At 43.5% G+C, this 22,065-nt stretch carries 22 protein-coding genes; 18 read left to right on the top strand and 4 right to left on the bottom strand.

Going from position 1 to position 22,065, the window contains the following annotated elements:
- Positions 1–262: 262 nt before the first annotated feature.
- Complete coding sequence (locus tag OCU35_RS13625; protein ID WP_261826280.1) at positions 263–1,069, top strand: fumarylacetoacetate hydrolase family protein; 807 nt, start codon at positions 263–265, stop codon at positions 1,067–1,069.
- Between the two features lie 211 nt (positions 1,070–1,280).
- Here OCU35_RS13625 and OCU35_RS13630 read toward each other — a convergent pair whose 3' ends face one another.
- Entirely contained in the window at positions 1,281–2,051 is a 771-nt protein-coding gene (locus OCU35_RS13630; protein ID WP_261826281.1) for a hypothetical protein, read from the bottom strand.
- Between the two features lie 168 nt (positions 2,052–2,219).
- On the bottom strand, positions 2,220–3,317 hold the full coding sequence (locus tag OCU35_RS13635) for a DUF3541 domain-containing protein (protein ID WP_261826282.1): 1,098 nt from the start codon (positions 3,315–3,317) through the stop codon (positions 2,220–2,222).
- A 445-nt stretch (positions 3,318–3,762) separates the two neighbouring features.
- Here OCU35_RS13635 and OCU35_RS13640 point away from each other — a divergent pair, with 445 nt between their 5' ends.
- The 4 genes from OCU35_RS13640 (at position 3,763) to OCU35_RS13655 (ending at position 7,676) form a co-directional block, all read left to right on the top strand.
- Positions 3,763–4,446 (top strand): helix-turn-helix transcriptional regulator, encoded by a 684-nt coding sequence (locus tag OCU35_RS13640; protein ID WP_017030179.1) that lies wholly within the window; start codon positions 3,763–3,765, stop codon positions 4,444–4,446.
- A gap of 9 nt (positions 4,447–4,455) precedes the next feature.
- Positions 4,456–4,839 (top strand): RidA family protein, encoded by a 384-nt coding sequence (locus OCU35_RS13645; protein WP_017030180.1) that lies wholly within the window; start codon positions 4,456–4,458, stop codon positions 4,837–4,839.
- A 24-nt stretch (positions 4,840–4,863) separates the two neighbouring features.
- Complete coding sequence (locus OCU35_RS13650; RefSeq protein WP_261826283.1) at positions 4,864–6,276, top strand: cation:dicarboxylate symporter family transporter; 1,413 nt, start codon at positions 4,864–4,866, stop codon at positions 6,274–6,276.
- A gap of 77 nt (positions 6,277–6,353) precedes the next feature.
- The gene (locus OCU35_RS13655) at positions 6,354–7,676 is read left to right on the top strand and encodes a CoA-disulfide reductase (RefSeq protein ID WP_261826284.1); all 1,323 of its coding nucleotides are present in this window, start codon (positions 6,354–6,356) and stop codon (positions 7,674–7,676) included.
- Positions 7,677–7,762: 86 nt separating this feature from the next.
- On the opposite strand, the gene OCU35_RS13660 is transcribed toward OCU35_RS13655, so the two are convergent.
- Entirely contained in the window at positions 7,763–8,248 is a 486-nt protein-coding gene (locus OCU35_RS13660; protein WP_065210951.1) for an arginine repressor, read from the bottom strand.
- A 635-nt stretch (positions 8,249–8,883) separates the two neighbouring features.
- Here OCU35_RS13660 and OCU35_RS13665 point away from each other — a divergent pair.
- From OCU35_RS13665 to OCU35_RS13710, 10 genes are all read left to right on the top strand, one after another.
- Positions 8,884–9,285, top strand: a complete 402-nt coding sequence (locus tag OCU35_RS13665; RefSeq protein ID WP_017028206.1) for a hypothetical protein — start codon at positions 8,884–8,886, stop codon at positions 9,283–9,285.
- 1 nt (position 9,286) lies between these two features.
- On the top strand, positions 9,287–10,057 hold the full coding sequence (atpB, locus tag OCU35_RS13670) for a F0F1 ATP synthase subunit A (protein ID WP_017028205.1): 771 nt from the start codon (positions 9,287–9,289) through the stop codon (positions 10,055–10,057).
- A 46-nt stretch (positions 10,058–10,103) separates the two neighbouring features.
- Complete coding sequence (gene atpE / locus OCU35_RS13675) at positions 10,104–10,340, top strand: F0F1 ATP synthase subunit C (RefSeq protein ID WP_004730405.1); 237 nt, start codon at positions 10,104–10,106, stop codon at positions 10,338–10,340.
- 63 nt (positions 10,341–10,403) lie between these two features.
- Positions 10,404–10,874 carry a F0F1 ATP synthase subunit B gene (locus tag OCU35_RS13680; protein ID WP_017028204.1) on the top strand — a complete coding sequence of 157 codons (471 nt, stop codon included), beginning with the start codon at positions 10,404–10,406 and terminating at the stop codon, positions 10,872–10,874.
- A gap of 11 nt (positions 10,875–10,885) precedes the next feature.
- Positions 10,886–11,437 (top strand): F0F1 ATP synthase subunit delta, encoded by a 552-nt coding sequence (locus OCU35_RS13685; RefSeq protein WP_102443963.1) that lies wholly within the window; start codon positions 10,886–10,888, stop codon positions 11,435–11,437.
- Between the two features lie 9 nt (positions 11,438–11,446).
- Positions 11,447–12,988, top strand: coding sequence for a F0F1 ATP synthase subunit alpha (atpA, locus tag OCU35_RS13690; protein ID WP_017028202.1), 1,542 nt, complete (start codon positions 11,447–11,449; stop codon positions 12,986–12,988).
- Between the two features lie 44 nt (positions 12,989–13,032).
- Positions 13,033–13,902 carry a F0F1 ATP synthase subunit gamma gene (gene atpG, locus OCU35_RS13695; protein WP_017031657.1) on the top strand — a complete coding sequence of 290 codons (870 nt, stop codon included), beginning with the start codon at positions 13,033–13,035 and terminating at the stop codon, positions 13,900–13,902.
- Between the two features lie 29 nt (positions 13,903–13,931).
- A complete protein-coding gene (gene atpD / locus OCU35_RS13700) occupies positions 13,932–15,317 on the top strand; it encodes a F0F1 ATP synthase subunit beta (RefSeq protein WP_017028200.1) in 1,386 nt (461 codons plus the stop codon).
- A 15-nt stretch (positions 15,318–15,332) separates the two neighbouring features.
- Complete coding sequence (locus OCU35_RS13705) at positions 15,333–15,776, top strand: F0F1 ATP synthase subunit epsilon (protein ID WP_017028199.1); 444 nt, start codon at positions 15,333–15,335, stop codon at positions 15,774–15,776.
- 369 nt (positions 15,777–16,145) lie between these two features.
- Entirely contained in the window at positions 16,146–16,406 is a 261-nt protein-coding gene (locus OCU35_RS13710; protein ID WP_017031646.1) for a hypothetical protein, read from the top strand.
- A 365-nt stretch (positions 16,407–16,771) separates the two neighbouring features.
- On the opposite strand, the gene OCU35_RS13715 is transcribed toward OCU35_RS13710, so the two are convergent.
- Positions 16,772–17,767: a polysaccharide lyase family 7 protein gene (locus tag OCU35_RS13715; RefSeq protein WP_198590624.1), complete on the bottom strand. Its 996-nt coding sequence runs from the start codon at positions 17,765–17,767 to the stop codon at positions 16,772–16,774.
- 540 nt (positions 17,768–18,307) lie between these two features.
- On the opposite strand from OCU35_RS13715, the gene OCU35_RS13720 reads away from it, so the two are divergent.
- The 3 genes from OCU35_RS13720 (at position 18,308) to OCU35_RS13730 (ending at position 22,064) form a co-directional block, all read left to right on the top strand.
- On the top strand, positions 18,308–19,801 hold the full coding sequence (locus OCU35_RS13720) for an MSCRAMM family adhesin SdrC (RefSeq protein WP_261826285.1): 1,494 nt from the start codon (positions 18,308–18,310) through the stop codon (positions 19,799–19,801).
- Between the two features lie 20 nt (positions 19,802–19,821).
- Complete coding sequence (locus tag OCU35_RS13725) at positions 19,822–21,021, top strand: hypothetical protein (RefSeq protein ID WP_261826286.1); 1,200 nt, start codon at positions 19,822–19,824, stop codon at positions 21,019–21,021.
- Positions 21,022–21,287: 266 nt separating this feature from the next.
- Entirely contained in the window at positions 21,288–22,064 is a 777-nt protein-coding gene (locus tag OCU35_RS13730) for a RelA/SpoT domain-containing protein (RefSeq protein WP_102430816.1), read from the top strand.
- Position 22,065: the final 1 nt, after the last annotated feature.

The raw sequence follows: 22,065 nt of genomic DNA on the forward strand, positions 1-22,065 counted from the left end.
TATGCGTTATGAAACAGGCTTCACTTTTGTGCTGAAGCAAGGAATAGGGATATTACTCGCTGTCCTGCTTATAATAAGTGCATTCTTTTATTTATCTTACGATCTAAACCAAACCATTCTCGCGTTTGGTGATGTCAACGAATTGATAGACGAAACCCCTATAACGGTATTAGTAGGAGAATACTCCTCCGCCAATTAAATACTCAACTATGATCGAGACTCTTAGCTTTTGCGTAGAGGTAACGTCTTCAGGAGGGTACTTATGAAATGGATTTTATTGATCAGCGGACTGTGTTTCGCTGCAACCACCTTTGCCGCGAGTGAGCAGTTTGTTCGATATGAATATCAAGGGCAAACGGGCTATGGACAGCTAAAAGAACAAAACATCTACCCCGTCGAGGGTGACCTTTTCGGTCAATTCACCCTCTCTACACAAGTTATTAAACAAAGTGACGTGAAATTACTTTTGCCGGTCGAGCCTGAGAAAGTGTTCGCGGTGGGGATGAATTTTGCGAGCCATTTATCGTCTCCCTCAAACAAACCACCACCACTGTTTCTCAAGCTCCCTTCTTCTTTAGTGCTGTCTGGCGAACCCGTCATGGTGCCCAAAGGAGCCAGCAATGTGCACTTTGAAGGAGAGCTTGTCTTGGTCATAGGCAAAGAGATTCGCTACGTAACGGAAAGCGAAGCCAGTGATGCCATCTTTGGTGTGACAGTGGGTAACGATATTACCGAGCGAGGTTGGCAAGGCAGAGACTTGCAATGGCTACGGTCAAAAGCGGCAGATGGATTTGGCCCAATAGGAGCCACCATTACCCGTGGAGTGGATTACAACAATGTCATTCTTACTACACGCTTGAATGGCAAGGTGGTACAACAAGAGTCCACCAAAAACATGATTCACAGCCCCGCTAAGGTGGTGAGCTACTTAAGCCAGTACTTTACGCTAAAGCCGGGAGACCTCATTTATATGGGCACCCCAGGCCGTACCAAGGCACTGAAAAACAATGATGTTGTTTCGGTATCAATTGAAGGGGTGGGAGAGCTCAGCAACAAGATCCAGTTTTAAACAAAAAAAGAGTGGAAGCCTATTGGCCTTCCACTCTTTTTTGCTAGAAGCTATCAGCCTGTCTCTTGATCACAACTCGAGCTTTGGGGTATCCGTCATGCCCGAGTGCTCTTATCGGGCATCTGTTTCTATAAAAGGTCCCCGATAAAAGCCCTCGGGGACGACGTTTATTAATCGCATGAACGTCAGGCTATCAGCTAGCCTCTAGCCATTAATATCCAAACGCCGGAGCCAAAACCTTGTACATCAGCGCCGGAAAATCATCGAAAAGATGCAACGTATTGTTGTGCTTAGCGCCTGTACTTAGATCGGTGAAATCTGCACGGAAATAGAATCTCTCTGAATCCTTGTAGGTATCCATATCAAAGTCAGTGACCAGATCGTACGGTATACCATTGGATAGGATTTGATGGCCATCCAATTGGTGTGTCAGTGTGTGCTTGATGTTAATGCATTCATCGTTGGCGCAGTGCGTGGCGATGTTAAAGCTTACACTATCACCTTGAGTGCTAAGGTGTTTATCCGCTAAGCCCACTGCATTGTGATTGACCATAGGCCAGATATAGCCATTGTCGATTTGCTTATCATTGATCACCCAGATAAACGCGTGCTCATAGAGCATTTCAAGTTCGCTGGTATGGCGTGACACAAAATGCACGATAGTCAGTTCTTCATTTTCCCACACGCAGGATACATGAATGGCCATTTGTGGATGCTCGCCGGTGTAGCGACATACCGCATCTAGGTCTTCCACGGCCATTCCGTAACGAGCTGACGCTTCTATGTACCAATCGATTGGCAATCTATCTGGGATTAAATCACCTGGTAAATGTCCAGGCTCACCTGCGCCAGGGTTAGGACGCTCAGGAGCAGTTACATCTGGAAGATGCGATGGCGGTAATTGCTGAGAGGCGTTGTCATTGCTAGAGGAGTTACAACCTATTAAAAAGGTTACCAGAGCAATCGGCAGTAAATGTTTCATTGTGCTTACCTTATGATGCGAGTTCAGAGCAAAGCCTGTAGTAACCTTGCTCAATGCTTTTTCTGGCGTATTTATAACAACGGCAAGCAGCTACGACTAATTCATGAAACAACTATCGTTAATAAGCAGTGCTTATCATAAGGCGGTTTGAAGTGCGCAAGGAAAGGGTTAATTGGCGTTCTTCTGCATCAATCCAAAAGGCACAGACTCAAATAAGTCTGGGTTGGTAGAGGTATTAGGACCTGGGTTGGGGGAGTGCCAGTCCAGTAGCATTATGGCTAACACATTGCGATGTTCACCGTAGCTAAAATCGAGGTTTCCTGAAACCGAGGGGATGCGGCCAGCGGTTTCATCGATAGATTGTCTGATGGCTTCTCGAGCTTTATAGACGACAGGGTCATCTTCAAGCCCAGCGAGTAAGAAGCTGAGACCAACCTCAGCGATAACATCTTGTTTGGTGTAGGTGATGATATCTTCTATGTTTTGTCGAAAATAGTCGTATATCCAAGCATGGTCCGCTTCGTTGACTTGGCGTTGATAGTAGCCCGAGTCCGCAATCACAATATGGGTCATACCATAGAGCTTGTTTTCATACTGCTGCAGAGACAATCGATAATCTTCATGATCTGGGTAGGTATCCTTTAGCGCCTGAGTAAATTCAGTGACGTGATCGCCCATCCCCAATTGCTTCAACCAATAGACCTGATTGGCCAGTTGAGCTGCCCATGCTCTTATCATCGCTTTGTCAGTAAACAATTTATCGAAGGGGTATTGCTCAAGATGCCTTCTTAGCTTCTTATCGTCTTTGTGCTTTAGACCATAGTCATCGACTCGAGCCATATATCTCAGTAGATCTAAGCCTAGATAAAAGTATTCTGGCTTGTCCTTTGTGGCGACCAGTCGTCTTTTACTGCGCTCATCTTTACCTTGCTGATATTGCGTTAGGCGCTGCTCGGCGTATTGATTCATGGTTTGCTTGGAGTGAAGGTCGGCAGAGAGTTGGTTCAGTCTGATGGACATGATGCCGATGTCTTCTTCAATCACGACTAGGTACTTAGGATCTAGCGTTTGTCGGAACATGCGTAAGCCAAAATGACCTTGCTTATAGGGCGAGAGGGTGAATAGTTCCTGCTCATAGGTCTGTTTTACGGTGTTGGCTGCGCTACGATAGGTATCAGAAGAGGTGGTTTGTTGAAAATAATAAACCGCCACACCAGAGCAAACGAGTGCGGTAATACCTACATAGGCTAGCGGTCGTTTAATCATTCCCTTGAAATTCCTTATCTCTAAAATAGCCACATTGCTTATTCTAGGCGAAATCTATCTAACAATATGACTTTGAAAGTTATTTTTCCGTTAAAGATACTAGTAATTAACCAGCGGTGAATGAGCCTTCATCCTCAATTCTTTAGTCTTTAAATCCATCTTTTATAGCTCCATTTTTCGCCAATGTTGAGCAAGATCTCGTTTATTTTGTGTCAGTCCGGTGGTGGAATATAAGTTTACATTTTTAAACCTTGACGCAGTTAATAAAATTAAACTCAAACTACCACTTTAGTGTGATGTGGTTCTCTAATATTTTTTGATCTAAATCTATAAAATCAGTAAATCTGTTTAAAAACAACTAGTTAATGTGTTTTGGTGTGATTTTGTCATCTACCCCTATAGGAGTATTCTGTGCCTACCGAGTTAATAGAAGTAAACCTAAGTGATGAGCGTACAACAAGTTAAGTTTACAAAAGAAGACAAGAAAAGCCTTCAACACTATTTTCGCATTGCAGACACTATTGCGGATTTAATTGGGCCACATTGCGAAGTATTGATTCACTCTTTTGAGAGCCTCGAAAACTCAGTAGTAAAAATCGTCAATGGGCATCATACCGGGCGTGAAATCGGTTCCCCAATAACCGACCTTGGTCTGCGCATGTGGAGCGAGTTTGAGCGAACAGGAGAGGTTTCACCGAAATGTTATTTCACTAAGAGTAGTGATGGCGCAATGATGAAATCAACCACATGCGTGTTGGCCGGTGAGAATGGCAAAGCGATTGGCATGTTGTGTATCAACATGAACTTGTCTCACCCTTTCCCAGAGATCATGAAAACACTGATGCCTGATGTGTCAGTGAGCAACTTCTTGGAGAACGAACATTTCAGCACCTCTGCAGGTGATGTGATTTATCAAGCACTTGAGCAGGCGATTCATGAAGTGGATGGCGACCCGAGTGTGACTCCAAAAGGACGTAATAAAGCGATTACCAAACACCTGTTTGATAATGGGATTTTTGAGCTGAAAGAGACCACAACACAAGTGGCAGAGAAGCTAGGGATCACTCGTCAGGCAATCTATAAGTTCCTCAGAGAATTCAAATCAGAAACAACTGAAATTTTAAATTAAGGAAAAGTCGTGAAACAACTTATCTCAACCCCTAATGCTCCAGCTGCAATCGGACCTTATGCCCAAGGTACTGCTTATTCCGAGTTAGTACTGACTTCGGGTCAATTACCTCTAGACCCAGAAACTATGGCGTTTGTTGAAGGCGGCATCAAAGAGCAAGCAAGACAGTCGTTATTAAATCTAAAAGAAGTATTAGAAGCCGGTGGGGCCAGTCTAGAGACCGTTTTAAAAACCACCTGTTTTCTGTCTGATATGGAGAATTTTGCTGCATTTAATGAAGTGTATACCGAAGTATTTGGCACAGATAACCCACCGGCGCGCTCTTGTGTAGAAGCAGCTCGCTTACCTAAAGATGCACTTGTCGAAGTCGAAGCTATTGCCCATCGCAAATAGCGAAAGCCTAAATAGGATTTAATTATGAGTTTCCAATTTATTGTACTTTCCGTACTGTTTTTAGGTTTTTACGCAGTACTGTCCAATTTTAAAAAGCAAAAGAAAACATTTAACTACCGCGTACTCAGTGCATTGGTGGGAGGTCTTTTATTTGGTGGTGTGATTCAGTTGTCACTAGGCGTTGACCACAGCGCAGTCGCCAGCTTTGGCGAGTTCATCTCTGTATTTGGTAAAGGCTACATCAAGCTTTTACAAATGATCGTTATCCCATTAGTGTTTGTGGCTATGGTTTCATCTGTGATGAACGTAGATGGTGCGGGCGCACTGTCTAAAATAGCACCAAAAATCATTGGGTTATTGATCTTCACTGTAGCGATCTCTGCCATTATTGGTGTTGCAAGTATCTATATCTTTGGTATTGATGCCAACACTATGGTGACCTCTGTTGGCTCTAACGGCGCTATTGAAGCTCGTGGTGACCGCCTGCTTTCAACTCAAGAAAGCATGTCTAGCAATGGCCTAGCAGCGCTTGCTCTATCTATCATCCCTGCGAACGTATTCGATATGTTGACGGGCTCTGAAAGAACTTCAACGCTATCTACTGTTCTATTTGGTATGTTCCTTGGCTACAGCATCCTACAGGTTAAGAAGCGTCGCCCAGAGAAAGTGCAAAACTTCGTAGATTTCATTAACTCTGCTAAAGAAGTTGTACTGTCTATGGTTCGCGAAATCTTGAAGCTAACGCCATACGGTGTGTTCGCTCTGATGACGTCGTTCATGATGACAAATGACCTATTTGCTCTTGCAGAGATGGGCCGCTTCCTAGTTGCAAGCTACGCAGCAATCTTTGCAATGTATCTAGTGCACATCGCGATGGTCTCCATCACTGGTTTGTCTCCAATGAAGTTTGTGAAGAAGTCATGGCCTGTATTGGTGTTTGGTTTCGGTTCTCGTTCAAGCATGGCGGCTATCCCACTTAACGTTGAAACGCAAAATCGCACTTTAGGTGTAGACGAAGAAACTGCCAACATGTCAGCAACGTTCGGTACGAGTATTGGCCAAAATGGTTGTGCAGGTATCTACCCAGCAATGCTAGCTATCATGGCTGCGCAAGTCATGGGTATTCCAGTAGACCTAGGCTTCATTGTTCAGCTAGTTGCTGTTATCGCGATTGCTTCATTCGGTATTGCTGGTGTGGGCGGCGGTGCAACCTTCGCTGCAGTAGCGGTACTGACTATCATGGGATTAGATATCACCGTTGTGGCTATCCTAGTCTCAATCGAAGCCTTGATTGATATGGCGCGTACTGCCTTGAATATCTCTGGTTCTATGTTGTCTGGTGTATTGACGGCTAAGAAGAACGGCACACTAGATAAAGAAGTGTACAACTCGGAAGTAACCAAAGGTACTGAGACTCCAGAGGAAGCGATAGCTTAATCGGTCTCTTTAATAAATATAAAGAAATACTCTATTTGGTGGCCATATTGGCCACCCTTTTTAGTTAAGGTTTTAGTATGAAAATAGTGGTGATCGGCGGTAACGCGGCGGGTATGAGTTTTGCGGCAAAATACAAACGCAATCAGCCAAGTGATGAAGTGGTTGTTATCGAAAAGCGTGACTATATCTCTTTTGGCGGTTGTGGCTTGCCTTACTTCGCTGGTGGCATGTTTGATGATACTGAGCGAATGATTTCTCGTACGCCAGAGCAGGCGATTAAGTCAGGCCTGGATCTGCGAATCTCTACTGAAGTCGTCTCTATTGATAGAGACAACAAACAAGTGGAAGTATTAGCTAATGGACAAAAAGAGCGTATTGATTACGACAAAGTGATCATCTGCACCGGCGCAAGACCGATAGTGCCTAGTTTTGGTGAATATAACCCAGAAAATGTCTTTACTCTTACCAGTCAAGAAGACGGATTAGCGGTAAAGGCAGCTTTTGCTGAAGAGAAAAATCAAAATATCTGTGTCATTGGTGCCGGCTTTATTGGTCTTGAGGTATTTGACGCCGCTGACCATTTAAACAAGAAGGTGACTATCATTGAGCGCGCCTCTCGCGTAATGAGCCGCCAGTTTGGCGCAGATATGGTGTCTGCCGTAGAGCAAAGTATTACAGAAGCGGGTGCGGACTTAAGAGTTGATTGCAGCGTAGAAGCCATTCGAGATGCTGAAGCTGGTGGTTACGAAGTGATCACAGATAAAGGCTCTGTATTTGCAGATGTGGTCGTCATGTCTTTGGGCTTTAAGCCGAATACCGAGATGCTTGATTTAGACAAACATCCAACAGGTGCACTGCTGGTGAATGAGTTCGGCCAAACAGCAGACGAGCACATTTACGCTGTAGGCGATTGCGCTGTGGCTCACCACATTGCTTTGAACCAGTCGGTATACCTACCGCTTGCTACAACGGCGAATAAGCAAGCTCGAATGATGGCAGATAACCTATCAGGTAAAGATGTTTATTTGGAAGGCTTCCTAGGTTCTTCGTGCTTGAAAGTCTTAGATTACGAGATGGCTTGTACGGGTGTCACTCAGGCACTAGCCGAAGAGTCTGGCATTGAGCACAAGATCTCTGTGATTTCAGACAAAAATCAAACCGACTATTACCCTGGTCAAGAAGACATTAAGGTGAAGTTAATTTATAACCCAAAAACCAAAGTAATCTTGGGTGGCGAGATCGTTGGTAAGAAGGGCGCAGTAAGCAGAATCAATGCTCTCGCTGTAGCCATCACAGCTAAGATGACCACATCGCAATTGGGTTATCTGGATTTCTGCTACGCTCCTCCATTTGCTCGTACGTGGGATGCCCTGAATGTCGCAGGTAACGTAGCCAAGTAAATCATGCTCTAACTAAAACCCTAGAAGTGGATAGTCCATTTCTAGGGTTTTTTGGTTTAAAGCTTACTGGTTCTTGAAAGAGAAGGTCAGCTCAGTGCTAGTATGTTTCGCACCGCCTGTTTGCACTGCTCTATATTTTCCACATCACTGGGTATAACTAACACAGTATCATCACCGGCAATGGAGCCTAATATGGCTTTGTCTGCGTCAAAATCAATCAATCTAGCGATCAGCTGGGCACTGCCAGGCTTTGCCTTTATTACAATCATAGATTTGTTGTCTGCAACGGAATCGATCTGAGAAGCAATAGATGAATCAAACTGTATGGCGCTGGTTTCTGGTGCTAAGCAGTAAATCTTTTTACCTAGGGCGTTTGGCGCCTTGATAACCCCTAGTTGAGTCAGAAGACGTGAAACCGTTGATTGGCTGATTCCAGCAAAGCCATTTTTGATTAAGCTTTCTCGTAATTCACTCTGATTGTGAAAGCTATTTTCCTGAAGAAGACGTTTACATACGTTTTCCAATGACTTGTCTTGAGATTGAGGGTGGCTCAAGCTGGCACTGCTGTGCATAGATTTACCTTAGTGATGCATTAATAGTATTAGGTGTGAGCGGCGGCATATTATCATCGAATTCCTCCTTAATGTATGAAGAAGATCACTGTATTACTATTATATTTATTATTAATAATCAATGGCTTGCATAACATCTACGTATCTATATTTAGTTGGTTTCATATTAATTGTAAATAAAGGTCTTTGCAGGGTATCTCTGATATTCCATCAGTTTCTATTGCTTGGGTTGCACAACAAAGTAGTAATAACTCCTTATATTCAACACCATTCCAGTTTTGAATAGTTACCTTGCAAATTTATAGTGAATAAATAATTAAATTGATATCAATCAAGAGTACTGTGCACCTGGTTGCAGTTACAAGCGCTATAAATGAACGCATCTAGTGTCAGTTGCTCAATTTTCATAAATAAGTGACGCAGTTATCAAAAATGAAATGATTGATGTCGGTATTTGGTATTTTGATCACGGAACTTTAGGCGTAACTTATCCATATCGAAGCGATAGCCAATAAGTTTTATATAGCTAACCTTCGTGGGGAAATATAAAGAGTAGCCAAGAGTCAGTTTCTAGGAACGAGTTCACTTTCGACTGTTTTTTATATTAATGTTACTGCTAAATACGAGGTTAAATTATGAGGCTGGATGGAATCAGCGGGGACATTCTTGTTGCTGCAAAAAGAGTTATTCTTTGCCAAGTAGTATTAGCCATCGGTGTAGTTTTATTTGAAGTGTTTTTTGGTAATAAAATAGATATGGAATCTGCAGTATTAGGTGTCGTTATTGCGATGATACCACCGCTGATCGGTTTTATATATGCAAGCCTTAAAGTGCAAAGAAACCCAAATTATAGCTTGCGCGATCTTATGCAAATGAGTCGTGTAGTGAAACTCATTTATACATTTGTAATGTTTATTCTGGCCTTCCGATTCTTCGGTTTGGACAACCCAGTAATTATAGAAGCATACATTGTGACAATGATTGGGTACTTCTTAACACCATTTATTATCGGCTCTAACAAGTCGGAGTATGCGTAGTATGGAAAATGTTACTACCGCTCACGAGTATATAGAGCATCACTTAACCTTCTTAACTACAGGTGATGGTTTCTGGGCATTCAACGTAGACTCTATGTTGATGTCCTGGATAACTGGTTTACTGTTTATTGGCGCTTTTCGATACGTTGTGACTAAAGGAACCAGTGGCGTTCCGGGTCGTTTTCAATGCCTTATCGAAGTCATCTTTGAATTTGTAAACAATCTAGTAAAAGAAATTTTTCAGGCAGAAGATAAATTAATTGGGCCACTGGCATTAACCACCTTCGTTTGGGTGCTGTTAATGAACGCAGTCGATTTACTACCAATTGATTTGGTGCCATCGCTTACCGGCGCTATGGGACTAACACACTTTAGAGATCTACCGACAGCGGATGTGAACGTCCCGATGTCGATGGCACTGGGTGTATTTATTCTGCTATTAACGTATACGTTTAAAAATAAAGGTCTGAAAGGATTTATTAAAGAGCTAACAACTCAACCATTTGATAATCCACTGTTATACCCAGTTAACCTTGTTTTAGAACTTATTACGTTAATTTCAAAACCAATATCACTAGGTTTACGATTATTCGGAAATATGTACGCAGGTGAAATGATATTTATCCTGATTGCATTAATGCCTTGGTGGATGCAATGGGCACTGAGTGTTCCATGGGCTTTATTCCACATCTTAATCGTTTTCTTACAAGCATTTATTTTTATGGTACTGACTATCGTTTATTTAGGAATGGCAGTCGAAGAACACCATTAATTATTAACACAGATTTAATTAACAAATTTATATATCGGAGATACAAATGGATATCGTAAGCGCAGTTTTATATGTAGCAGGTGCATTACTGATTGGTCTTGGTGCAGCGGGTGCCGCATCTGGTATCGGTAACCTAGCAGGTAAATACCTAGAGGGTGTTGCACGTCAGCCAGATCTAACTCCAATGCTTCGTACTCAATTCTTCATCATGATGGGTCTTGTGGATGCTGTACCGATGATCGGTGTGGGTATCGGTCTATACATCATCTTCGCAGTAGCTTAATTCAACAATTAATAAGCTTTGAAAAGATCGATTTATAAGTAATCAAGATTTAGTGAGGAAGGTATGAACTTAAATGCAAGCATGCTCGGACAAGCAATCTCATTCGTGATTTTTGTTTGGCTATGTATGAAATATGTATGGCCACCTCTCACCGCGATGTTAGACGAGCGCCAAAAAGAAATCGCTGAAGGCTTACGCCACTCAGAAAATGCAGCGAAAGAGCTAGAAATAGCGAAAGCGAATGGTGCTCAACTCATCGAAGATGCAAGACGCAATGTGACTGAAATGGTTGAACAAGGCAATAAACGCCGCAGTGAAATCATCAGCCAAGCTCAGCAAGAAGCTGAACAAGAAAAAGCACGCATCTTGGAGCAAGGTAGAGCCGAACTAGAAGGCGAGCGTCAAAAATTACGTCAGGAACTTCAGGCGAAAATGGCAGACGCAGTAATTGAAAGTGCACAGAAGTTGATTAGTAAGAACCTGGATTCAGCAACGAACCGAGCTCTGGTTGATCAATTGATAAGCGAAATCTAAGCGGAGGCAATATGTCAGAGTACACAACTATTGCTCATCCCTACGCCAAAGCATCGTTCGACTTTGCTTTGACTGAGAACAAGTTACAAGAGTGGCAACAAATGCTGTCAATTCTTGTAGCTGTGGCAGAAGACGAAACCATCGCGGGTGAGATTTCTTCAGCAGAAGGTGCAGGCACACAGCAAGCCGAAATTCTGGCCGACATCATTATTGAGGTTTGCCAAGGACTCGTAGACGAACACGTCGTAAACCTAATTAAAGTCCTGGCAGAGAATGGTCGTCTTTCGGTTGTAAGAGAGCTGTTTGAACTGTTTACCGAACTTAAGGATGAACATGAGCGTGTTATTCCTGTCACTGTCACAAGCTCAGAATCGCTTACACAAGAGCAAGTTACGGCACTTACTGCCGCACTTGAGAAGAAATTAGAGCGTCGAGTTGAACTAGAGCAAGTGCTAGACAACACAATGGTGGGTGGGATTGTCGTCCAAGCAGGCGAAACAATCATTGATGGTTCAGTAGACACATCAATTACCCGACTAGCTAGTCAACTTCACGCGAGATAGGTAACAGATATGCAATTAAATTCAAATGAAATTAGCGATCTGATCAGAGAGCGTATCGCGAAATTTAATGTGAGCACTGAAGCTCGCAACGAAGGTACCATCGTCTCTGTTCGTGATGGCATCATCACCATCAATGGTCTTGCAGATGTTATGCAGGGTGAGATGATTGAACTACCAGGCGGCAAGTTCGCACTAGCACTTAACCTTGAGCAATACTCTGTAGGTGCCGTAGTAATGGGCCCTTACACCGACCTTTCTGAAGGCATGAAAGTAAAAGGTACAGGCCGTATCTTGGAAGTGCCAGTAGGTAACGGACTGCTTGGTCGTGTAGTAAACACGCTAGGCGAACCAATCGATGGTAAAGGCGCTGTAAGTTATGAGCAGCTTGATCCTGTAGAAGTGATTGCACCGGGTGTAATCGAGCGTAAGTCAGTAGACCAACCTATTCAAACAGGCTACAAAGCCGTTGATACTATGGTGCCAATCGGTCGTGGCCAGCGTGAGCTTATCATCGGTGACCGTCAGACGGGTAAAACCGCGATGGCAATCGATGCCATCATCAACCAGAAAGACTCTGGCGTTAAATGTGTGTATGTGGCTATCGGCCAGAAAGCATCAACCATCGCCAACGTAGTGCGTAAACTAGAAGAGCACGGTGCTCTAGAGAACACTATCGTCGTTGTGGCTTCAGCATCTGAATCAGCAGCACTTCAATACCTTGCTCCTTATGCAGGTTGTACCATGGGCGAATACTTCCGTGACCGTGGTGAAGATGCACTGATCATCTACGATGACTTGTCTAAACAAGCCGTTGCTTACCGTCAAATCTCACTACTACTTAAACGCCCACCGGGTCGTGAAGCATTCCCTGGTGACGTTTTCTACCTCCACTCACGCCTTCTAGAACGTGCAGCTCGTGTAAACGAAGCCTACGTAGAGAAATTCACTAAAGGTGCAGTGAAAGGTAAAACAGGTTCATTAACCGCTCTACCTATCATCGAGACTCAAGCAGGTGACGTATCGGCGTTCGTACCGACTAACGTAATCTCAATCACTGATGGTCAGATTTTCCTTCAGACTCAACTGTTTAACTCAGGCTTACGCCCAGCGGTTGACCCAGGTATCTCAGTATCACGTGTAGGTGGTGCAGCGCAGAGTAAGATCATCAAGAAACTGTCTGGTGGTATTCGTACCGCACTTGCACAGTACCGCGAATTGGCAGCGTTTGCTCAGTTCTCTTCTGACCTTGATGAGACAACTCGTAAGCAGCTTGATCATGGTGAGCGTGTAACTGAACTGATGAAACAGAAACAGTACGCACCAATGTCAGTAGCCGCTCAAGCGATAGTTATCTTCGCTGCAGAGAAGGGTTACTTGGGTGATGTAGAGCTTTCTAAGATTGGATATTTCGAGCAAGAGTTGTTGGCTTACGCAAACGGCCAAAACCCTGAGTTGATGGCAAAAATCAACGCAACGGGTGATTACAACGACGAAATTGACGCGGGTTTACACGAGATACTGAAAGGCTTTGTCTCAGTGCAGTCACTGTAAGCTCCGGTTTGTTGACTGGAAATCGAAACAAATAGGAGCAGATAATGGCAAATACCAAAGAGATTCGCACCAAGATAGGCAGTGTTGGTAACACTCAAAAAATCACCAGTGCAATGGAGATGGTTGCGGCAAGTAAGATGCGTAAAGTTCAAGACCATATGGAGCAAACTCGCCCCTATGCCGAGAACATGCGTCACGTTATCTCTCACGTCGCATCGGGTTCGTTGGAATACCAACATCCCTACCTTCAACAGCGTGAGCCAAAGCGTGTTGCTTACATCATCATTTCATCTGACCGCGGCTTATGTGGCGGCTTGAACAACAACTTGTTCAAGAAGGTGCTTGAAGAGATGCAACAGTGGCGAGCGAAGGGTGTAGAGGTTGATACCACCTTAATCGGTTCTAAGGCTATCAGCTTCTTCCAACGCGGCGGCAACGTCGTAGCGCAAACTGCAGGTCTAGGGGATTCTCCAAAATTGGAAGACATCTTAGGCACAGTAAACGCGATGTTGGAACACTATGACGAAGGTAAGATCGACAGTTTGTATTTGGTTTACAACAAGTTCGTTAACACCATGGTGCAAGAGCCAACGACAGCACAATTGCTGCCACACCCGTCAGATGTAGAAGCAGACGCAAATGCAAGAGAAGCACGTCGCTGGGACTACATCTACGAGCAAGCACCAAAAGACATTCTCTCTGAATTGTTACACCGCTACATCGAGTCGCAAGTGTACCAAGGCATTGTAGAGAGCATTGCGTGTGAGCAAGCAGCCCGAATGGTAGCCATGAAAGCGGCCACCGACAACGCCGGCCAACTGATTGACAACTTACAGTTGGTTTACAACAAAGCGCGTCAGGCTGCCATAACCCAAGAACTGAGCGAAATCGTCTCAGGCGCCCAAGCGGTATAGGGTTCGGAAAAGAATTTGAGGATTTAGACATGAGTGTTGGAAAAATAGTAAAAGTGATCGGTGCGGTGGTTGATGTCGAATTCAGCCACAATAACGGTCCTCGCGTTTATGACGCATTAACAGTATTAGGCGACGATGTAGGCTCGCTAGTGTTAGAAGTTCAGCAACAAATGGGTGGCGGTATCGTTCGCTGTATCGCGATGGGTACCTCAGACGGTCTTCGTCGTGGCCTTGAAGTTGAGAACACTGGCTCTCCAATCACAGTTCCTGTAGGTGAAGAAACACTAGGCCGTATTATGAACGTGCTAGGTCAACCTATCGATGAATGTGGCGAGATTGGCCAGAAAGAAAACTACGAAATTCACCGTGAAGCGCCTTCTTATGAAGACCAAGCAAACAGCACTGAGCTGCTAGAAACCGGTGTTAAGGTTATCGACCTTATCTGTCCTTTCGCTAAGGGCGGTAAAATCGGTCTGTTTGGTGGTGCGGGTGTAGGTAAAACCGTCAATATGATGGAGCTTATCAACAACATCGCGAAAGCTCACTCAGGTTTATCAGTATTTACCGGTGTAGGTGAGCGTACTCGTGAGGGTAACGACTTCTACTACGAGATGAAGGAAGCGGGCGTTCTCGACAAAGTGGCCATGGTTTACGGTCAAATGAACGAGCCACCGGGAAACCGTCTACGTGTAGCGCTTACAGGTCTAACTATGGCTGAGCGTTTCCGTGATGAAGGCCGTGACGTACTGCTATTCATCGATAACATCTACCGTTACACACTTGCGGGTACAGAAGTATCAGCGCTGCTAGGCCGTATGCCTTCAGCGGTAGGTTACCAGCCAACACTGGCTGAAGAGATGGGTGTGCTTCAAGAGCGTATCACGTCAACTCGCCAAGGTTCTATCACTTCAATCCAGGCGGTATACGTACCTGCGGATGACTTGACTGACCCATCGCCAGCAACCACTTTTGCTCACTTGGATGCAACAGTTGTATTGTCTCGTAACATCGCAGCGCTTGGTCTATACCCAGCAATCGATCCACTAGATTCTACTTCTCGTCAGCTTGATCCACAGATTGTGGGTGAAGAGCACTACAACGTAGCACAGCACGTACAAACAACGCTGCAACGCTACAAAGAGCTGAAAGATATCATCGCTATCCTAGGTATGGATGAGCTTTCTCAAGAAGATAAGCAAACTGTATCTCGTGCTCGTAAGATTGAACGTTTCCTAACTCAGCCTTACCACGTAGCAGAAGTATTTACCGGTCAAAAAGGTGTGTTCGTTCCACTAAGCGAAACTATCTCTGGCTTTAAAGGCTTGCTAGACGGTCAATACGACGATATCCCAGAACAAGCGTTCTTGTACTGTGGTTCTATCGACGAAGTGCTTGAAAAAGCAAAATCTATCTAAGAGGCAGGGTGCATTATGGCTATCGGAGTTACAGAGAATACATTTCAACTTAACATCGTAAGTGCGGAAGGTACGCTGTTTTCAGGGCCTGCACATGCCCTTGCGGTTTCAGGAGCCGACGGTGAACTGGGTATTCGCCCAGGTCACTCACCACTTCTTAGCAAAATTAAGCCAGGGGTAACGGTATTCGTTACTGGCGAGAAACAAAAAGAGCAAGTGCTGTATGTTTCTGGCGGCTTAGTGGAAGTGCAACCTGATGTGGTGACCGTTTTGGCAGATACCGCCTTGCATGGCAAAGATATTGACCGTGCTCGTGCAGAAGAAGCAAAACGTGCAGCACTCGAAAACATCAATAAAGGCAATACGGATATTAATTTCGCTCAAGCACAGCTTGAACTAGCGAAAGCCATTGCTCAGTTACGTGCGGTAGAGCTCACCGGCTCTCGCGTCCGTCACTAAGAGCCTTTGGGCTCATCTACCAACTTAAGCTTGTGCTTGAGTTGGTATCAGTCAATAGGCTGACTTGTTGTCTCTTACCAGCAGGTTGGCCTCCCTAAGTAAGCTGTAAAGCGTAAGACTTATTTAAGGGAACAACGATTTCTTTTAGCAGAGAAACTCAGAACAGTAGTAGTTCTGATCCCCAGAAGGCCTCAGGTGACTCACCCTCTCTCTGAGGCTCTTTCCTTTCTGTCATTATTCAAATTCGCCAAATCATTATTTGCACCAGTATCTATGCTAAAATCGCCCCATCAGCTATATGAATGACCTCTCATTTGTTTACTTGAAGGTAGCAACAGGCCTACCGAATTTTTAATATAGGTATGAAACATGAGCAAATTAAGTTCAGCTGAGCGTAAAGCACGTGACAACGAGCGCTTCTCACAGCGAGTCAATGAACGCCGTGAAAAAGGTGAAGACGTAGTCGCCTATGCACTGACCAACAAGAAAGCTGTGAAGTTTTTGACTAAGTCAGAAAAGAAGGCAATGAATGAACGCAAAGCGGCGCTTCAAGAAGAAGCGAAGCTTAAAGAGCAGGAAGAACTACGAAGAATTGAAGAATCATTTACGGTTGACGGTAACCAAGAGTAAAAGACTCTATTACCAAAATCCGACTTCGTGATCTGCATGCAGATAGCAAACAGGGGCCTCATATGAGGCCCCTGTTTTGTTTTTCTAATCACCGAATTGAGTTCCATCTCGGCACCACCACTACAAAATTCCTCCGTCGTGTCGCATCCGCCATATGCAATTGTTGGGTTTTTCAAATCGCCCATAAAATAGCCTCAACTTAAGACGCAAACCAACTTATTACACAGAGGTCATTATGAACAACTCAACACTTACTACTAAAGCACAGTTTGAAAACGACACCCTATTTGAAATGAGCGAGATTCAAAGAGTTAGGGATCTCCATAGAGATCCCTTTTTTAACTATAGAGCCTTAGCGAAGCGCTTTATTTATGGTCGAGTTCCAGGTGGTAAAAGCTCACCTTGGTATAGTCGCCCGCTTCCATACCATTGTTAGTACAGCGCACTACGCCAGTACTGCATTGGTTATATGCACCGGCTTTGTAGAAGAAGAGTGACTGTGCATAGCCGGCATCATATTTATTGCCTAGGTAGTTCCCTTCAGCAATGTTCATTGCGAACGTCTTTTTCACCGGATTATCGGAATCTGCATCCTTAATAAACTCAAGGTGCATGATGTCGCCTTCAACATTGACCGTGTAAGAGATCTTCTCATCCAGCTTAACCCCATCTTGCGGGTCTTCTTGGCCAAAACGTAGCTTTGCTTTGCCAAACACATTGTGAGAAATATCGAGACGTTTGTGGTAATCATCCCCTAATGCATTGTTTTCGTAGTTCCAGTAAACCGAGCCGTATTCGTGATCCGGTAGCTTACGATAAAAGATCTTTAGTGGTTCGTTGTGGCGAGCATGTATTTGTCCTATTACCACTGAGAAAGAGTCATTGTGTCTGTGATCGCCACTTAAGCTTACATGATTGACCGCAAGTTCAGCGCTCAGCTTTCCGCCAACCGCCGCATAGTCTTCAGCATTTTTGTTTGAGGCTACAGCAAAGTTATTTGCTGGCTCATAGGTACCAATCTCTGGATTGTCGGCCAGCATAGCGTGCAGCTCAGAGCGAGCGTTACTAGAGTTTGGCGTAGTCATCGCTTTGTTCGGTGCAACAAATACTAGCGCTCCGCTTTGCGGGTCGGTGTAGAACCATTCTGGATGAGTGTAACCCTCGTTAAGCTCAGCAGCAGAAACCTCCATGACCAAGCCTTTACGCTCGGGTTTAACATCTTCAATGGGAACGTTCAGTTTCCAATGGGTCAAATCGAAGTTTTCCGATGGAGCTTTGTTTGGGTCCAATTGGGCGAATGCGTGTGAGGATAGAGTGGTTGCCAAAAAAGTAGCGATTAGAGTTTTTGTTTGTAGTTTCATATTTATGCTTTTTTTAATTAATGAATAGTGTAAGAACCTCATGTCGGTGCGAGTGATTTCAATGAAACCGTCTGCACTGAAAATAAAATAAACAGATGGGTGTAAGATTGGAAATAGTATTAATGTATAACACTTATTCGGTTCTCGAATAATAAGTCAATAATTTATTAATGGACAGTTTTGGTGTGTTTTTGTGAGGCTGGTAACTATGGATTTTCGTTGATTAAATGATATTAAATCTACTAAATTTCAAGTTGTGGTAAATATTCATCACAGTATTAAGTAATAATGCGCTTCATTTGATGTCGTTTTTTAAGTTAACTTATCATTATTAGTCTATTGTATTTATCTTATGAATGGTTACTGCAAGGGTAGCTACTGCTATAGCATTATAAGTGCCAGATTTTTTGTTATTTCTCTTATAGAGTATTTAATTTAATTTAATTTGATTTAGAGTAAGTGAGTTATCAATAGCGATGTTTGTTATTTATTATCTTGCTAGTTTGTTTAATAGTTATTTAAATAAACGGAGAGCCAAGAATGAAAAGGAACTTAATTGTTTTGGCTGTATCTTCATGCTTTATTACTGCATGCGGTGATAGTGATGATGCAATAACTCCTAATTCAAATCAAAATCTAGATGTCAAAGCAATTGATGGCTACCTCAATGGTGCCAATGTATGGCTTGATGTGAACTCAAATTTTGTTATGGATGAAGGGGAACCAGCAGCAATAAGTGGTGAGGGAGGAGAGGCCTCATTAGATGTCACCGGAGTTGAAGGCTATGAAAAATACCCTGTTGTAGTACAGGCAATTAAGGGTGTAACCATTGATGAAGATAACCCAGATAAAGCGATAAATTATGACTTTATTATGACGGCACCCGCGGGAGAGACAAATATAACCCCTCTATCAACGCTAGTTAAATTAAACATGGATACAACAAGCAGCAGTAAAGAGGAGGCTGTAGTTGCTGTATCGGAAAAATTAAATATCTCACAGGAAAAGATACTGTCTGATTATATTGAAGACCCTGAAACTGCGAATAAAGCGCGTAATTTGGTTGGAAGTGGTGTGCTGCCTGATAGTTCTCAAGATGCAGCAATTGTATTTGAAACAGAGAATTACTACAGCGAAGATGAAACGCTTGCTCAAGTTTCACAGCTGGTAAAAGAACTTGAACCAACCGAAGCAATTATTACCGATGGAGATTCATTAAGCGTCGTTGAAACCGATGATGATACTGACAACGATGGCTACCTTAATTCTGAAGATGTCTTTCCGCTCAATGCTAACGAATGGCTTGATAGTGATGAGGACGGTGTGGGAGATAATTCAGATGCCTTTCCGAAAGACCCAAATGAAACCGTTGATAGCGATGGTGATGGAGTAGGTGACAACAGTGATGCTTTTCCTTTAAATCCAGCAGAAAGCAAAGATTCTGACGGAGATAAGATTGGCGACAATGCGGATGCTTTTCCTAATGACCCCAATGAAACAATCGATAGCGACGGTGATGGAGTTGGCGACAGCAGTGATATTTTTCCTTTAGATCCGGCGGAGAGCAAAGACTCTGATGGTGACAAGGTTGGCGACAATGCAGATGCTTTTCCCAATGACCCAAATGAAACAGTGGATAGCGATGGTGATGGATTCGGGGATAACAGCGATGTATTTCCTCTAGATCCGACAGAGAACAAAGATTCTGATGGTGACAAGGTTGGAGATAATGCCGACGCCTTTCCTTTAGACCCTTATGAATCAAAAGACACAGATGGGGACAGTATTGGTGACAATGAAGATGTATTCCCTACTGATCCAAACGAGTCTCAAGATCTTGACGGAGACCAAATTGGTGACAATGCGGATATTGATGATGACAACGATTTGATAGCGGATCTCGAAGACAACTGCCCTTCTATCAACAATCCTACGCAAAAGGATTATGACGAGGATGGTATAGGGGATGCGTGTGATAGCGAAGAATTAGCAACGTTTAGCAATGCTCAGTTTGACTCTAGCAAATGGTTATAAGTGAATAAGGAAATAAGACTATGAACAGAACAAATCTAGCGATTATGTGTTCGTTATTAATGGGAACAGGGAATGCATTTGCAGCAGATGAAATGCTGACTTTTAGCTCGGGTGACTACATTAAGGCTGATGAGATTAACCAAAACTTCAGCTATCTAAAAGCTCTTTCCGAGAGCAGTGGAGCACGTGGCCCTACTCTGGAAGATGAAATTGATTGTACTTCGAATTCAGAGGCGCTCGCGGAATACTTTGCAGCTGGTGCGAAAAATAGTGACTTTCTTGTAGTAACGATTAAAGGCAATTGCAGTTGGGGAAGTGTTAACTTTAATCGTTCAAATATCGAATTTGCTGGCCATGAACAAGGTGGGCAAATTAGCGGGAATATTAGAGTAGACAGTGAACAGAAGATTGGCTTTGTGAATTTAACCATTAATGATGATCTTATCTATGATGGAAACGCCAATGGCTGGGTAGATAACCTGACTGGAGATGGTGACAACATGATTAGTGTAGGGGCATCTTCACGCCTTTGGTATGGTGATGGAACTACAAACATTCGTCGACTAGAAGCTACGAATGGCTCTGCTTTAAGTGGAAGTTACCTCGACGTCAACAGCTTATATGTAGATGCCAGTACTATGGCCGCGGGAGAAATAGTGGCAGATGAGATTATTTTGCTTCAATCTGCGTCTCTAAGTACTTGGACTGAGGAAGGTATAGATGCTAGATATATTGGACTAAGGTTAGGTTCTTCACTACAGACGCAAAGCTTATCTATAGAAGAGAATGTGGATGTGACAGAAGGTTCATCACTGTCAGTTGAATACCTCACCTTAGGAGGAGAGCTTGGAGTTAATAGTTCATCTTCAGTTGGAGTTCATACGGAGCTAGTTTCTAGTGGTAATATTATTGTAACGAATTCTAGCTCTATGAATGCGGGCTCATTGTCAGCACCACAACTATTCCTGCAACACTCTTCATCAGCAAGTATTGCATCACTTGATGTAGATTTATTATTTTGTCGCACCTCAAGTATGTATAACGACCAATCGTTTACTGTCCCTAACTTAGAATTAGGTGGGTTCTGTTATTTAGAAGCACATATAGATATGACATCCCTATGCGATCGTGTTGATACCAGTGGCTCGGTGCTAGGGTGGAGTACGGTTGAAGACGTCTGGAATAGCTTCCCTGCGGATTGTACTTTTTCTGCTCAATAACAAAATTAGATTTGAAGGATAGCTTTATACTTCATTAAAAGGGCATGCTAGCTTAAGCATGTCCTTTATTTATTTCAGTATGTTAGCTAATTGTTCGACAGTCAGAGGGAGATAACTATGTGACTGTATTCACATTTAGAAACACAAAAACGAAAAAGCCATTGGATTTTTAGCTTCTGTCCCAATATCTTAATCAGACGCACATTTTGTCTTCACTCAGTCTTTTTACGATACCGTTTTTGAGTCGAAACAAAATAGGAGAGCCAATGAGCTTATTCTTGCGTGCCGCAGTACTATCTCTGTTAGTACTGACTCGTGTTCCTGCGTTCGCCGCAGTCCCAGTAGCACCAAATAACGACAACTCTAGATCGAACAACAATCAAGGCCAAGTGTGCTCAGCTAAATTCAAACATAGCTTGAGTGGGCTTTACGGTATCCCAAATCACGACGTTTCTCCACTTCAACCTTATTCCGATTTTGACGTGCTTTATAGCAAAGCGCACCAAGCTCAATCTGAGCTAGAAACCCTATGTAAAAGCACAGCATTATTGACCTCATCAGAAGCCTACTTCGCAGGTGTTAAATCACAGCAAAGAGCCCAAGAAAAAGTGCAATACGAGCTGGGTGGCAAAGCCGAGAGAATCACTGATTTAGCACGCGCAACCATAGTCGCCAATGATATCTCCAGCCTGATGAATGCCTATGAAGTGCTTGAGCGTGAAGCGACGATTGTAAAAGTGAAGAACCGCTTCAAAAAGCCAACCGAGTCAGGTTATCGTGACCTCAACGTTTTGGTGCAATTGCCAAAAACCAACATGATTGCAGAGGTTCAGCTTCACCTTAAAGATATAGCCGATGTAAAAAATGGCTACGAGCATAGTATCTATGAGCAAGTGCAAAAAATAGAGCGCTTAGCCGCCATTGAAGATCGTGACTTTACTGATATCGAACGCTCACAAATCAAGCGTTACCGCTTTCAGTCGAAGGAGCTATACCAAAACGCTTGGTTGCCGTATGTGACCACTAATATTGAAGCGGCTTAGG

It is taken from the genome of Vibrio breoganii (genome assembly GCF_024346795.1).
Lineage (GTDB): Bacteria > Pseudomonadota > Gammaproteobacteria > Enterobacterales > Vibrionaceae > Vibrio > Vibrio breoganii.

What these genes read in the sequence shown, in the direction of transcription:
- OCU35_RS13625 (WP_261826280.1), top strand. Translation starts at nt 263, where the DNA reads ATGAAATGGATTTTATTGATCAGCGGACTGTGTTTCGCTGCAACCACC.
- OCU35_RS13630 (WP_261826281.1), bottom strand. Translation starts at nt 2,051, where the DNA reads ATGAAACATTTACTGCCGATTGCTCTGGTAACCTTTTTAATAGGTTGT.
- OCU35_RS13635 (WP_261826282.1), bottom strand. Translation starts at nt 3,317, where the DNA reads ATGATTAAACGACCGCTAGCCTATGTAGGTATTACCGCACTCGTTTGC.
- OCU35_RS13640 (WP_017030179.1), top strand. Translation starts at nt 3,763, where the DNA reads ATGAGCGTACAACAAGTTAAGTTTACAAAAGAAGACAAGAAAAGCCTT.
- OCU35_RS13650 (WP_261826283.1), top strand. Translation starts at nt 4,864, where the DNA reads ATGAGTTTCCAATTTATTGTACTTTCCGTACTGTTTTTAGGTTTTTAC.
- OCU35_RS13655 (WP_261826284.1), top strand. Translation starts at nt 6,354, where the DNA reads ATGAAAATAGTGGTGATCGGCGGTAACGCGGCGGGTATGAGTTTTGCG.
- OCU35_RS13660 (WP_065210951.1), bottom strand. Translation starts at nt 8,248, where the DNA reads ATGCACAGCAGTGCCAGCTTGAGCCACCCTCAATCTCAAGACAAGTCA.
- OCU35_RS13665 (WP_017028206.1), top strand. Translation starts at nt 8,884, where the DNA reads ATGAGGCTGGATGGAATCAGCGGGGACATTCTTGTTGCTGCAAAAAGA.
- atpB (WP_017028205.1), top strand. Translation starts at nt 9,287, where the DNA reads ATGGAAAATGTTACTACCGCTCACGAGTATATAGAGCATCACTTAACC.
- atpE (WP_004730405.1), top strand. Translation starts at nt 10,104, where the DNA reads ATGGATATCGTAAGCGCAGTTTTATATGTAGCAGGTGCATTACTGATT.
- OCU35_RS13680 (WP_017028204.1), top strand. Translation starts at nt 10,404, where the DNA reads ATGAACTTAAATGCAAGCATGCTCGGACAAGCAATCTCATTCGTGATT.
- OCU35_RS13685 (WP_102443963.1), top strand. Translation starts at nt 10,886, where the DNA reads ATGTCAGAGTACACAACTATTGCTCATCCCTACGCCAAAGCATCGTTC.
- atpA (WP_017028202.1), top strand. Translation starts at nt 11,447, where the DNA reads ATGCAATTAAATTCAAATGAAATTAGCGATCTGATCAGAGAGCGTATC.
- atpG (WP_017031657.1), top strand. Translation starts at nt 13,033, where the DNA reads ATGGCAAATACCAAAGAGATTCGCACCAAGATAGGCAGTGTTGGTAAC.
- atpD (WP_017028200.1), top strand. Translation starts at nt 13,932, where the DNA reads ATGAGTGTTGGAAAAATAGTAAAAGTGATCGGTGCGGTGGTTGATGTC.
- OCU35_RS13705 (WP_017028199.1), top strand. Translation starts at nt 15,333, where the DNA reads ATGGCTATCGGAGTTACAGAGAATACATTTCAACTTAACATCGTAAGT.
- OCU35_RS13710 (WP_017031646.1), top strand. Translation starts at nt 16,146, where the DNA reads ATGAGCAAATTAAGTTCAGCTGAGCGTAAAGCACGTGACAACGAGCGC.
- OCU35_RS13715 (WP_198590624.1), bottom strand. Translation starts at nt 17,767, where the DNA reads ATGAAACTACAAACAAAAACTCTAATCGCTACTTTTTTGGCAACCACT.
- OCU35_RS13720 (WP_261826285.1), top strand. Translation starts at nt 18,308, where the DNA reads ATGAAAAGGAACTTAATTGTTTTGGCTGTATCTTCATGCTTTATTACT.
- OCU35_RS13725 (WP_261826286.1), top strand. Translation starts at nt 19,822, where the DNA reads ATGAACAGAACAAATCTAGCGATTATGTGTTCGTTATTAATGGGAACA.
- OCU35_RS13730 (WP_102430816.1), top strand. Translation starts at nt 21,288, where the DNA reads ATGAGCTTATTCTTGCGTGCCGCAGTACTATCTCTGTTAGTACTGACT.